Source organism: Flavobacterium ovatum (assembly GCF_040703125.1).
Classification (GTDB): domain Bacteria; phylum Bacteroidota; class Bacteroidia; order Flavobacteriales; family Flavobacteriaceae; genus Flavobacterium; species Flavobacterium ovatum.
The window spans coordinates 4,093,904-4,107,097 of sequence record NZ_CP160035.1 but is presented as its reverse complement, the minus strand read 5'-3'; the positions used below and the strand labels follow the sequence as shown (position 1 = coordinate 4,107,097).

At 37.5% G+C, this 13,194-nt stretch carries 14 protein-coding genes; 3 read left to right on the top strand and 11 right to left on the bottom strand.

The genetic code is table 11. The annotated features are described in order from the left end of the window. Positions 1-134: 134 nt before the first annotated feature. The 11 genes from ABZP37_RS16875 to ABZP37_RS16825 all read right to left on the bottom strand — a co-directional run bounded on the left by ABZP37_RS16875 (position 135) and on the right by ABZP37_RS16825 (position 10,060). A complete protein-coding gene (locus tag ABZP37_RS16875) occupies positions 135-1,595 on the bottom strand; it encodes an NAD(P)/FAD-dependent oxidoreductase (protein ID WP_366184401.1) in 1,461 nt (486 codons plus the stop codon). Between the two features lie 407 nt (positions 1,596-2,002). Beyond that, positions 2,003-2,596 (bottom strand): hypothetical protein, encoded by a 594-nt coding sequence (locus ABZP37_RS16870; protein WP_366184400.1) that lies wholly within the window; start codon positions 2,594-2,596, stop codon positions 2,003-2,005. Between the two features lie 816 nt (positions 2,597-3,412). Continuing rightward, on the bottom strand, positions 3,413-3,868 hold the full coding sequence (locus ABZP37_RS16865) for a DinB family protein (RefSeq protein WP_366184399.1): 456 nt from the start codon (positions 3,866-3,868) through the stop codon (positions 3,413-3,415). 339 nt (positions 3,869-4,207) lie between these two features. Further along, positions 4,208-5,278: an ACR3 family arsenite efflux transporter gene (gene arsB, locus ABZP37_RS16860; protein WP_366187553.1), complete on the bottom strand. Its 1,071-nt coding sequence runs from the start codon at positions 5,276-5,278 to the stop codon at positions 4,208-4,210. 266 nt (positions 5,279-5,544) lie between these two features. Further along, the gene (locus ABZP37_RS16855) at positions 5,545-6,156 is read right to left on the bottom strand and encodes a protein-tyrosine-phosphatase (RefSeq protein WP_366184398.1); all 612 of its coding nucleotides are present in this window, start codon (positions 6,154-6,156) and stop codon (positions 5,545-5,547) included. Positions 6,157-6,377: 221 nt separating this feature from the next. After that, entirely contained in the window at positions 6,378-6,845 is a 468-nt protein-coding gene (locus tag ABZP37_RS16850; protein ID WP_366184396.1) for a DUF6428 family protein, read from the bottom strand. Between the two features lie 204 nt (positions 6,846-7,049). Then, positions 7,050-7,382, bottom strand: coding sequence for a metalloregulator ArsR/SmtB family transcription factor (locus tag ABZP37_RS16845; RefSeq protein WP_366184395.1), 333 nt, complete (start codon positions 7,380-7,382; stop codon positions 7,050-7,052). 93 nt (positions 7,383-7,475) lie between these two features. Continuing rightward, on the bottom strand, positions 7,476-7,736 hold the full coding sequence (locus ABZP37_RS16840) for a heavy-metal-associated domain-containing protein (protein WP_366184393.1): 261 nt from the start codon (positions 7,734-7,736) through the stop codon (positions 7,476-7,478). Between the two features lie 197 nt (positions 7,737-7,933). Next, a complete protein-coding gene (locus ABZP37_RS16835; RefSeq protein WP_366184391.1) occupies positions 7,934-8,194 on the bottom strand; it encodes a heavy-metal-associated domain-containing protein in 261 nt (86 codons plus the stop codon). A 279-nt stretch (positions 8,195-8,473) separates the two neighbouring features. Then, the gene (gene amt, locus ABZP37_RS16830; RefSeq protein WP_366184389.1) at positions 8,474-9,706 is read right to left on the bottom strand and encodes an ammonium transporter; all 1,233 of its coding nucleotides are present in this window, start codon (positions 9,704-9,706) and stop codon (positions 8,474-8,476) included. 15 nt (positions 9,707-9,721) lie between these two features. Next, on the bottom strand, positions 9,722-10,060 hold the full coding sequence (locus ABZP37_RS16825; RefSeq protein ID WP_366184387.1) for a P-II family nitrogen regulator: 339 nt from the start codon (positions 10,058-10,060) through the stop codon (positions 9,722-9,724). 693 nt (positions 10,061-10,753) lie between these two features. Here ABZP37_RS16825 and ABZP37_RS16820 point away from each other — a divergent pair. The 3 genes from ABZP37_RS16820 (at position 10,754) to ABZP37_RS16810 (ending at position 13,124) form a co-directional block, all read left to right on the top strand. Next, positions 10,754-11,089, top strand: a complete 336-nt coding sequence (locus tag ABZP37_RS16820) for an arsenosugar biosynthesis-associated peroxidase-like protein (RefSeq protein WP_366184385.1) — start codon at positions 10,754-10,756, stop codon at positions 11,087-11,089. A gap of 17 nt (positions 11,090-11,106) precedes the next feature. Further along, positions 11,107-12,159, top strand: coding sequence for an arsenosugar biosynthesis radical SAM (seleno)protein ArsS (gene arsS / locus ABZP37_RS16815; RefSeq protein ID WP_366184383.1), 1,053 nt, complete (start codon positions 11,107-11,109; stop codon positions 12,157-12,159). Positions 12,160-12,311: 152 nt separating this feature from the next. Next, on the top strand, positions 12,312-13,124 hold the full coding sequence (locus ABZP37_RS16810; RefSeq protein ID WP_366184382.1) for a purine-nucleoside phosphorylase: 813 nt from the start codon (positions 12,312-12,314) through the stop codon (positions 13,122-13,124). Positions 13,125-13,194 lie beyond the last annotated feature (70 nt).

The following is a 13,194-nucleotide window of genomic DNA, read 5'->3' as shown; positions in this document are numbered from 1 at the left end:
TATTTTAAAATTGACCATAGTCCAATAAATAAAAACTCCGCAAAAGTCGGGTGATTTTGCGGAGTTTCGTGTAGTTCTGGGAACTGCGGAAGCAATCGGTTATGATTAACTTGTTGGCAAGTTAAATAATGTCATTATTTTTTGTTTTTTTTCGTTAGAATCCTTCCTCTAGGCTCATCACCTTCATGCAGCACAATATCCGAATGTAGGAACTGTGCGGCTTCCGCTGAATGTTTTACTTTGATAGCAGAACGTTCTAGCATTTCGGATTCAAAATTAGTTAATACACTTTTCCTAAGTCCGGCTTCTCTCCAATGGGATAAGGGTCTGCATTCTCTTTTGATCATTCGAGCCAGAGCCAAAGCATCGAGCAGTGCTTGATTGGCTCCTTGTCCTTTGAACGGACTCATAGGGTGAGCCGCATCCCCAATTAGCGTGACAAGTCCTATTTTTTCTAACAAATCGGAATCCAGTAATTCTCGGTCATAGACGGGGTATCCAGAAACCTGAGCTTCTAGTGTCGCTGCTAAAATTTGTGGAATAGGATCGTGCCACTGCGTTCTACGACAGGCTTCTTCTTTGAGTGCTTGTGCTCCTTTCGAACTTAATACTTTTGCCTGTTCTTCGGGCATTGGAAAACTCAGTTGCCACATTACCGAGTCTGAAGCATAAGGCATGATGTAAATGCGTTCTTTACCATTGGCCGTTTGAAATACTGTCGCTGAATCTAGCAATGGGCTCTCAATACCTTTGAGAGCTGCCAAAGGACAAATTCCTAATATCACAATACAATCTAGGTAACGCAAAGGGCTACGGTCATCACCAATCAGTAACTTCCGAACCGAACTCCGAATACCATCTGCTCCAACGATAAGATCTGCCTTGGTGGTCTTTATTTGTCCATTTACTTCAAAGCTGAGGTCCATTTTTTCATCGTCAGACTGCTTAAAGTTGATTAACTGATGTCCCCACTGTAAAGTATCGTGTCCGCCGAGTTGTTCCAGTAGTGCTAACCGCAACGACTGCCGCGCGATATGGATATTGGTACGCTTGGGAGATTTTTTTTCCTCGCCTTGCATCCACTTTCTCATTCCCCATTCCCCAATTACTTTTCCATCTGTAGTATGAACCAAATGTCGGGTAGAAACGACTCCTTTTTCTAAATTGAAAATACCTAATCCCTCGATCGCTTTACTCGCTTGTTGCAAAGTGAGTCCATAGCCTTGTGAACGAGCCTCGAAGCCGCTATCGCGTTCATAAAGAGTAAACGGAATTCCGCGGTGCAAACAAGCCACAGCCAAAGCAACTCCACCAATACCGCCGCCTATTATAGCAACGTTGGGGTAGTTTTCTGTATCTGTAATAGGAGGGTTTACGGCAGGAATCAAGCCCGATCCAGAACAATTCGAGCAAGAATCTAGGTGCGCCGTAGGACGAATAGGAGCTTCTCCTTCGCCATTCGATTTTTCAAATTGTTCCAGTGCTTTTTGGTAATCGAGTCGTACTTTTTTGTTGATTCTTCTACTTTTTTTTCCTCGTCCTTGACAGTCAGGACAAAAAGTCCAACTATTGTGCTTGATTTCAGCTTTTTTCACTTCTTCTTTTAATCGAATTTAATTCTTCAAATATAAAACAATAATTAGGAAAGGCAGTGAGAATCCTTGTAAGTTGGGTAGAGCCAAAAAATAAATGTAGTTGTAGCTCTATTTTAAATAACAAATTTCCATTTTGGTATACTTATTTAGAAAAGCGGCGCAGCGGCTCTAGAAAGTTCAGCTCACCTTTGCAGAATGAAATGAGCAGCAACAGGATTTGGTCGTGAAAACCAATGAAAATAAGCGACTCGAGCTTTTGCGAACAGCCGAAGCAATTCCATATTCCTATAAAAAATAAATAGTATCTACGTATGATAGATATATCAAAATTAAGCATTTTTACCCTGCTTTTCGTGAGCAGTTTAACCCTTTGCTATTTTATGTATCAAGGGGTCGGGTTGAAAAACTTAATTTAAGATTTTAAAATCAAAGGCTAATTTTTTAGTTTGAATTAAGGTACGCCAATTTATAAAAAACAAACAAAATAGCATCACAAACCCCAAAACAAAACTAGCAATAGACTGCCACGAAAACATATTATCAATGATACTTTGTTGGTTTTCGGATGCAAATTTCCCTAAATGTAAGGCGATAGAGTCACTAGTAAATTTCCCTATTAAAAAAGGAGCAATGATATAAATGGGTTTTATCTTTGAAATTCCCCCACCTAAGAAAAGTGGTGTGGTAGGAAGAGGCAACAAAGAATAAGCAAGTACCACTAAAATACCTTTCCATTTATTTTGGTTCATTTTATCTCCAAGAAACTTTATGTCTTCATTTTTGGATGGTTTTAAATACTTGTTAGCCAGTAGTGGAGCATATAATAGAAGAATAGACCGACCCAAAACAGAGCCCGCAACTCCAATAATAATCACTGCCCAAACATTTAAATCAAAAAGGATTTGAAGAAATACCATTATTGTAAACGCTGGTGCAAACGGAAAAGGGACTATGTCAAATAATAAAGCACCAAAAAAAACTAATAGATATTGCCACCACATGTGTTTGGAGTTTTGTTTTTCTGGACAAGTTAAGGAAGCAAGTAGTGCTCCTTTTTCATACCTGACCAATGAACGTCAAAACTACAATTAAATTTGTTGTGATACTGAAATAGTTTTTGGATGTAACTAGTCATAGTGGTTGTGCTTTGTTTTGGTCGAGGTATGAAATCCAATATAGTATAAATAGGTACACTTATTTTAGGACGAGACAGGATGCAATTCTGCTAACTAATTGGTTACAAATCCGAGCGGTCGGGTGTGACCACTTTTTGACTTTGTACCCGTTCCTATTTGCTTTAACATGTATACTATTTAGATTTAAATCATGGCCGTAAAGGGGAGTTTAATTGTCAAGTTTTTTAAACTGGAACGGGATATTGGATTGTGTACGAAGTCGGGAGAGTACGCACAGCTTCAGGACTTTTAATACGATTTGTGAAGGCTTCGAAAAGCGGAGAAGTTACAAAGAATTTTAACAAACTTAGTCATCCTATGTTTGTATAAGTGTTAAATTAGACAACTAACCAAGAAAAGTAAAATGGATTTGGTATTTTGTTTTGGTCGTTAATCATTTTAATTTTCTAGATTCGAATTTGTTTAGTATTTTTCTCTTGGGGCGTGAAAAATTATTTAGGCTAATTAAGCCTCTAGAGAAAGGACTAATTTAGAAAAAAATAATGAATTGCTAATTTATTTAATGCTTGTAATTTTATTTGACTAGGATTTTTATATACGAAAAAACCTTAATTGTTTTGATTTCTCATTAAAGCTATATTGGTGATAGGTTATTTTTATATTTAAATTCGATTTCCATTCCTATCCCCCATACTTCAAAACAATCCCCATTTGTCCCGCATGATAAGCGGTATGCGACACAATCCTACCAAAAGCTTCGGCTTTGGTTTTGGTTCCAAATTCGTTGGTGTTGATGATGGTTTCCCAGTCTTCGTTAGTTTGTTGTTGAATGATGGCTTGTAGGGTTTCGAAAGAATGGGTTACATAGTCTTTGAGTTCTTGTAGGTTGGTCCATTCGCCGCTGTCTTGTTTTGCGATTACGGTTTTGGCAACTACTTTGACATCGCTGGCTCCAAATACGTTTTTAGCAAATAAGAGTTCGATATCGCCAATATGACGAACTATGAATCCGACACAGTTGGGTGATGGGGCTAGTTTTTTGGCAAGGTCGGCTTCGGTAAGGGTATTGAGTTGTTTGGTGAATCGGGTTCTTGATTCTATCCAGAGTTCGAGTAAAGTGGCTGTTTTGTTTTTCATTTTAATTGTTTTTAGGGTGTATTAAATCTACGAAAAAGTAAGAGATTGTTGGGTTTTTGTTTGCGGTTTTTGGTGGCTATAATTTGAAAAGGCGCATAAAAGTTTGGCACGCATATTTAGCAGATTTTGGCATATTTTTCTTTTTTATCTGCGGGAACCTGCGAAATATGCGTGCAAATAATAAGTAAAATTTATTGATGAACGTAGTCTTGCGTGAGGGATTGAGGCAAGCTACCGAAGTAGCGGCGAAAGCCCGACCGCATTACTGAAAACGGGCTCCTCACCGCAAAGTAAGGAGCCCGTTTTTGAGTAATGGGGTCACGCCCAAATAATAATTTTTTAGGCGCTAACTGTGTAATATTTTTTCTGGAACCAGAAGGCCAAGTTTACCAATGCGATTAGGGCGGGAACTTCGACCAAGGGACCGATGACACCGGCGAATGCTTGGCCACTGTTGATGCCGAAGACTCCAATGGCTACTGCGATGGCGAGTTCAAAATTGTTTCCGGTGGCGGTGAAGGCAATGGCGGTGGCTTTGGAATAATCGGCTCCGAAGTATTTTCCTAAATAGAAGCTGCTCACGAACATCAAGGTGAAATAAATCACTAGCGGAATGGCTATGCGCACGACATCCATTGGGATTTGTACAATCAATTCGCCTTTGAGGCTGAACATGATGACGATGGTAAACAGCAAAGCGATGAGGGTGATTGGGGAGATGAACGGGATGTATTTGGTTTGAAACCATTCTTCGCCTTTGAGGGCAATCAATCCATAACGACTGATGATACCGAGTGCAAACGGAAGACCGAGGTAGATCCCGACGCTTTCGGCGATTTGTGCGATGCTGATGTTGACTTCAAAACCAGTGTAACCAAAATAAGGTGGCAAAACGGTGATAAAAATATAGGCATAAACACTGTACAATAGCACCTGAAATATGGAGTTGAGGGCGATTAATCCAGCAGCATATTCGCGGTTTCCTTCGGCGAGGTCATTCCACACCACGACCATAGCGATGCAGCGGGCAAGACCAATGAGGATGACACCAATCATGTATTCGGGATAGCCGTTGAGAAAAAGTAAGGCGAGGGCAAACATCAAAATGGGTCCAACGACCCAGTTGAGCAGTAAGGATGCGCCTAGGATTTTGGTGTTTTTGAAAACGGCTCCCATTTGTGAGTAGTTCACTTTGGCAAGTGGCGGATACATCATTAATATGAGTCCGATCGCCAATGGAATATTAGTCGTTCCTGAGGAAAACGAGTTGATAAACCCACTGCTGGACGGAATGAAGTATCCAATAGCCACTCCGATTGCCATGGCAAGGAAGATCCATAAGGTAAGGTAGCTGTCTAGGAAACTTAGTTTTTTTCGGTTGGCGGCTGGTGCGCAGTTGTTTGATGACATTTTTCTGAATTCGTTTATTTTTTCTGATCGTTTATTATAATCGTCAGTTCGAGTGCTTCTGCTTTCAAATGCGATAGCCTTTGGAAGTAAAAGTGTATCGAGAACTTTTGCGGTAAACCAGACGGGTTCTCGATACATTTTTTTTCTCCGCTCCGCTGCGTAAAAAACACTCGAACTGACGTGACGGGCTAACACTAAATCTATGAAAATTTGTGAAATCTCTGTTCAATGTAGTTCGTGCTAATTCGTGAAATTCGTGTCTAATTTTAATTAATCTGTGAAAAAACATAAAATAGTTCGGTAGCGATTTGAACGCTTCTTTCTTGGTATTTTTCTGCTTGTTGTGGTGTGTGGTCAAAAGCTTTTGGGTCTTCAAACGTAATCGGAATCCGTTTTTCGGCTCCTGCGATGAACGGACAACCTTGGTCGGCACTAGAGCAGGTCAAAATGGCTGCAAAACCAGATTGCGGATTGAAAGCATCATCAAAAGTTTTTGAAAAGCAAATGATTGGATGGTTGTTTTGATTGTATTTGATAGCGTAAACAGGGTTTGTGCCTTCGGATAGCATTTGGATTTGGAAACCAGCATTTTCCAATGTTTTTGCCGCCATCGGGAATAGGGCTGTTGCTTCGGTTCCGCCAGAATAACAAACTACTTGTGGAATGTTGTAATGTGCTGCGGCAGCTTGCGCCCAAACTTGTGATAGGTGACTACGACGGGAGTTGTGCGTGCAAATGAAATTAAGAGCGATTTCTTTTTTGTCTGCGTACTTGGTTTGAATAAAATCAACAAGCGGTTGTAGAGTTGCTTTTCGCTCTTCAGAAATGGAAGTAAAGTCTAGTGTAGCGACTAGATTTTGGATGGATTGGAATAACATATAAGTTTCGGTTTTTATGTGATTTTTTATCGATTTGTCATACTGAGTTTGTCGAAGTACTTTGTTCTAGCGAGGTCTTCGACTCCCGTCCCGAAGCGTCGGGATCGGGACAGACTGACAGGTGGCTACTGAATATTATTTTGAAAACGTTTGTCACACTGAGCTTGTCGAAGTATTTTTTTAAAACGAGGTCTTCGACAGGCTCAGACGGACAGTTTGTATTAACAGCAGTTTCCTTCAGGAGAACAACATGGTTCGTTGCTTGCATCTGCGATTTTTACTTTTTGTTTTGCTGGTGGAATTCCGCACGCGTCTTCAGCTAGACAAGCGGTTTGTTTGTTAAGTAATGTAAAAGCAGTTCCGTTGAAACCCAAGTCATATTTCCCAATAGTTTCTGATTGGTATTCGACTTCGATTTCGTAATCTTCGATACCCAATACTTTTTCAGACAAAGCGATGATGCTTGCTAATTTGGCTGGTTTTAGACGGTGTTCAAAATCGTTGGCGTTCCATAATTGGAAGTTTACAACCGTTTCTTTGCGTACGGTTCCGCCGCAATCGATGAAGTTTTTGGTGATTAGACCTACTTCGGTTACGTGAAAGTGTTCTGGAACGAAAGTTCCGTTTGGTAAAACAAAGGCTACTGTTTCTACAGTGTTTAAGATCGGTTTAATTTCTGATAGTTTCATATTGTATGTGTTTTAAAATTTGTATTGTGTTAGATAGTATGCTGATGAAACGGATTCGCTATCGCGAAGCCACGGATTAAGGGCGGATTTTATTTTTTTTATTTGCTTAAATCTTTATTAATCTGCGTGCCTTATTATTTTTGTTAGCAAGCAAAGTTTGTGAGAATTGAATCTGTGCTAATCTGTGCAATCTGTGTTTGATTTCTAGCAGCAAGAACTGTTTTTATTGGTTAAATATGTGTCTATGATCTCAAAGAAGCCTTTTATTTTCGAAAAGCCTACATCGTCAAGACAATAACAAATTGTATTCCCTTCCAAACTTCCTTTGATTAATCCTGCGTTTTTCAATTCTTTCAAATGTTGGGAAACGGTAGGCTGGGAGAGCGGCAACTCGTTTACGATGTCTCCGCAAATACAACTGTTCACTTTGATAAGGTGTTGGATAATGGCAATGCGAGCCGGATGTCCAATGGCTTTGGTCAACGTTGCTAGTTCGTTTTGTTCTGTTGTGAAGTGTTCGGTTTTTGTTGTCCCCATCGCTATATATTTATATTGCAATATTACGATATATATTGATGTAAAAAAAATATAGTGATTATTTTTTTGAAATTGTACTTTGCAACTGTGTTATTATACGTCTAAATTTTCTTTAGGAATAACATGAAATCCTATTGATTTTACTTTAGTTTCAATTTCATTGATGTTGATGATTTTGGTGGAATAAACGGTGATTTCTCTGGGGAAAACATGATTGTTTATAGCGACTTCTTTGACTCCGTTAATTTCTAAGATACTTTTTTCAATAGATTTTAAATCGGAATCTTCTTTTGCATTAGTCCCGAAAACCCGTCCGTGATTTCCAGGGATGATGTTATTTGTAATTAGACTCATGATAATTTTTTTTTAAGGTGATACAAATTTCGATTTAGATCTTTGGCTGTCTTTGTTTTTTAAAATTAAGCAATTATAAGCAAATACTCAACTTATAGGAGTAATAGTTATGATGGAGAAATATGGGTAAAAAAAAACATCCTTTATCTTCAACACAGATAAAGGATGTTTTTTGAATTTAAAATTCAATATTTTATTTAGATATGAAAAGGATCTTTGCTTATCGCATGAAATCCAACTGATTTTACTTTTGTTTCAATTAGATGTACGGGTATTAATTTGCTTGAAAACACTTTTATTTCTCTGGGAAATAGTGAAAGATTAATCATAACCTCTTTGATTCCGTCAATGGTTAAGATCATGTTTTGAATGTTTTTTAAGTCATTTTCCTCTTTGGCATCAGTGCCAAATAATGTTCCGCGAGTACCAGGGATCACATTGTTAGATAGTAAACACATAGGGCTATATTTTTTTATTGATTAAATAAAGTAATTGTAAGGTTAAAATTAAGCAATTAGTTTATCGGTTGGTGAAAATTTTAGTTATACTATTCTAAATGAAGTCTTACTTTTATGTTAAAATAAAGACTCCAACAATCAATTGTAGAGCATTTTGTGATTATGTAATTGTAAATAGTACAGTTCTATTTCTGAATGTTTAGCCCCTTGTCTAAAAAAAAAAGACCTGCTCGATAATTTCGAACAGGTCTTTTAAAAAATTTGAAATAAATTACACTATTAGTTGTCGTTCATTCTATAATCAGGATAAGCGCTCATTCCATGTTCGTGCTCATCAAGTCCTTCAATTTCTTCTTCTTTAGTAACTCTTAGTCCAATTGTTTTCTTAATTATAATAAGGATGATGAATGATGAAATGACGCAGAAAGCACCAATTGCAGCAACACCCGTTAGTTGAATTAAAAATTGATCTACACTTGCCATTGCACCAAAGATACCTACAGCAAGAGTTCCCCAGATACCACATACTAAGTGAACTGCAACCGCTCCAACGGGATCATCTAATCTTAGTTTGTCAACTAAGGCTACAGCTCCAACAACTAACATACCAGCGATAAGACCGATTAAGATAGCGTCTGTTGGTCCCATTTGGTCAGCTCCAGCAGTAATACCTACTAATCCAGCTAATACACCATTAAGGAACATAGATAAATCTAAGTTTTTGTATAAAAATTGTGTGAACATCATAGCGGCAACTCCACCTGCAGCGGCAGCTAAACAGGTTGTTACTAATGTCAATGAAGTCAATGCTGGATCAGCAGAAAGTACAGAACCTCCGTTAAATCCAAACCATCCTAACCATAATATTAATACACCACCAGTAGCTAATGGTAAGTTGTGACCAGGAATAACCTTTGGTTTTCCGTTTTCGTCAAATTTACCAATACGTGCTCCTAATAAATAGATAGCAACTAAGGCTGCCCATCCACCTACAGAGTGAACTAAAGTAGAACCTGCGAAGTCATAGAATCCCATTTCGTCAAGGAATCCACCACCCCATTTCCAAGAACCTGCAATAGGATAAACAATTCCTACGTATATGATAGCAAAGATCATGAATGAATTGATTTTTATTCTCTCAGCAACAGCTCCAGAAACGATAGTTGCAGCAGTAGCAGCAAACATTCCTTGGAATAAGAAATCTGTCCAATAGGTGTAACCTTGATTGTATGCTAAGTCTAAAGCGCCATCTTTCATTGGGGCATCTAAACCAAAACCTGCAAATCCTAAGAAACCATTAAAGTCTCCTGGGTACATCAAGTTGAATCCTACTAAGCAATATAGAAGTAGTCCAATACAAATGATGAATAAGTTTTTAAATAAGATGTTTATCGTATTTTTTTGTCTCGTCAATCCAATTTCTAAAAATGAAAATCCTAAGTGCATGAAGAATACTAATGCTGTACATAGCATCATCCATACGTTGTTTGTTGTTAATAATCCTGTATCCATGTGTAATGTTTTTTATTATTTTAATGTTTCTCCACCTTTTGCTCCTGTACGGATCCTGTATGCTTCTTGTACCTCAGATACAAATATTTTACCGTCACCAACATGACCTGTTGATGCTGCCTCTAGAATGGCCTTGATTGTTACTTCTTCGAAATCATCGTTTACAACTATTGAAAGTTGTCGTCTTTGTATGTCTGACGTACTATAAGTAACTCCACGATATACGTGACCTTGTTTTTCATTTCCTAATCCTGTTACATCCCAATAAGTAAAGAAACTTACGCCTACTTCATGTAATGCTTTTTTTACATCAGAAAATTTTGATTTTCTAATCGTTGCTTCAATTTTTTTCATGTTTAATTTGTTTTTGAAATAAAGGTTAATGCTTCTTTTTTTTATAATAAAGACTTGGCGTGTTATGTTGCTTTATTGCTAAAATTTCATTTGATTTCAGCGAATTTATTAACTTTTTCCAAATCGAAATAAGAATTGACTAACTTTTTGTTACTATTTGAGACGAATTGTTGATACTTGAAAATTCACGTCAAATAATAATTAAATAATAGTTTTTTTTAATATTTATTATGATTTTAATAATGGGTATATTTGAGCAAACCCTATTTATTTTATGGTTAGATTGTATTTTTTGGTTGTTTTTTATTTATGTAACGGTGTTTTTTGTTTAATGTTTAGCTTGTGCCCCTAATTTTTATGGGGGTATTGTTTTGTAGTAAGTGTTTTTAGTTTTTTGAGCTTTATGGGTGTTTTGTAAATGAAATGGTTTTTATAAATGGTTATGTAATGCTAACGGTTAATGCCTAATTCGCCCGTTTTGAAGAAGTTGATAGATCCTAAATGGAGGTTTATTGGGTAGAGGATGCCACTTTTTTGTATTTCTTGTCAGGAACTCTGAGAATCATCGTCACATATAATAACAATTTGGATTGTCTTAGGGATATTAAAACCCAAAATTAAATTAAAACGTATGTCTATATTGTATTCAAGATTGTATTTTTGAAATAACAAACTATTAATTATACTATAAAGATGGACAAAACCTATTATGACCCAGCCGACTTGAAAAAATTCGGAAAAATATCCGATTGGAATGCCGAATTAGGAGATAAGTTTTTTGATTACTATGGTAAAGTATTCGAAGAAGGAAGTTTGTCTGCTCGTGAGAAATCATTGATTGCTTTAGCAGTTTCGCATACCGTACAATGTCCGTATTGCATAGATGCCTATACAGGAGATGGTTTGAAACGTGGAATTACCAAAGAAGAAATGATGGAAGCGGTTCATGTAGCAGCAGCCATTCGTGGTGGTGCTACCTTGGTTCATAGCGTTCAAATGATGAATAAGTACGATAAACTTTCGATGTAAAAAAAATAAAAAAAGAAATGCTCAAATCACTTCATGCAAAACATAGCGATCTATCCAAAACCGAAAAACAACTGGAAATACTTTCCAATGGAATTTTCAAAGATGGAAGTTTGCCTACGTTTGCAGATAAAATAAAAGCTGTTAACGCTTTTCCGTTACAGCCCAAAAAAATAGAAATCCTCCAACTTAATGTGGGGTATATGTGCAACCAAGTATGCGCACATTGCCATGTAGATGCTGGTCCCGACCGTAAAGAAATTATGACAGTCGAAACCATGCAGCAATGTTTGGATGTGATCAAAAATACTGGAGTACATACTTTAGACTTAACGGGTGGAGCACCAGAGATGAATCCTAACTTTCGTTGGTTTGTAGAACAGGCTTCATTATTAGGAGTGCAAGATTTTATTGTTCGTTCCAATTTGACCATTATTTTGGCCAATAAAAAGTACCACGATTTACCTGAGTTTTTTGCTAAGCATAATGTACATGTGATTTCGTCCCTACCTTTTTATAAAAAAGAAAAAACAGACAAACAACGAGGTGATGGTGTTTTTGACCAATCCATCAAAGCGTTACAAATGTTGAATAAAGTGGGCTACGGAAAAGCAGGGTCGAATTTAAAACTCGATTTGGTTTACAATCCATCCGGCGCTTTTTTACCAACCGACCAAAAAGCTTTGGAACACGATTTCAAAAAAGCCTTAAAAGAAGATTTTGATATCGTGTTCCATTCCCTTTTTGCGATTACTAATTTGCCTATTTCCCGTTTTTTAGATTATTTGATAGCCTCCGATAATTACGATGATTATATGTATGCTTTGGTCGAAGCCTTTAATCCTTCGGCGGTCGCCAATGTGATGTGTACCAATACCATCTCGGTTAGTTGGGATGGTTGGCTGTACGATTGTGATTTCAACCAAATGTTAGGTTTGAAAGTCGCTACCAAAGAGAGACACATTTCGCAATACAACGAGGAGAATTTGTCGAAACGTAATATAATCATTTCGCAACATTGTTATGGCTGCACTGCAGGAGCGGGCAGTAGTTGTCAAGGGGCAGTGGTTTAGTTTTTTAAAAGTTAAAAGTTAAAAGTCAAGAATCAAAGGTCAAAGGTCAAAAGTCAATTTCAAAAATAAAAATATAATCTTGAATAAAAAGCTTAGCGAGCTTTGCGTATAACCTTTGCGAGCTTTGCGGTTAAATCAAAAGTCAATCATATATGGATATCAAAATAATAAACGAAACGGTTGCTTTCTTGCGAGCCAAAGGATTCATAAACGCAGAAATCGGAATCGTACTCGGTACAGGACTCGGACAATTAGTAGACCATATTGCCATTGAGGAATCAATTGATTATACCGAAATTCCACATTTTCCAGTTTCAACAGTTGAGTCTCATTCAGGGAAATTGCTATTAGGAACTCTTGAAGGGAAAAAAGTTTTGGTGATGCAAGGTCGTTTTCATTTGTACGAAGGCTATTCGTTACAAGAAATCACTTTTCCGATTCGAATATTGAAAGCACTTGGAATTACTAAATTATTAGTGTCTAATGCTGCTGGAGCAATCAATCTTACTTACAAAAAGGGAGAGATGATGCTGATTGACGACCACATCAACCTGCAAGGTGGTTCACCATTGGCTTTCAAAAATGTATCCGATTTTGGAGACCGTTTTACCGATATGTGTGCCCCTTATGACGCTACTATGAACGCGATGATGCTAGAAGTCGCTAAAGAAAATAACATCACTTTACACAAAGGAGTGTATGTTGCCGTAGTAGGACCACAACTTGAAACCAGAGCCGAATACCGTTATCTAAAAACCATCGGTGCCGATGCGGTTGGAATGAGTACTGTACCCGAAATTATTGTCGCCAATCATTTGCGTTTGCCTGTAATTGCCGTTTCGGTATTAACAGACGAATGCAATCCCGATGATTTAAAACCTGTTGACATTGGTGAAATTATCGCCATCGCAGGTCAAGCCGAACCAAAAATGGTAACGCTTTTCAAAGGGTTGATTAGAAAGTAAAAATAGTTTCAAGTTTAAGGTTTCAAGTTAGCAAACCAACATTAAACCCTAAACCTTTAAACCCTAAACA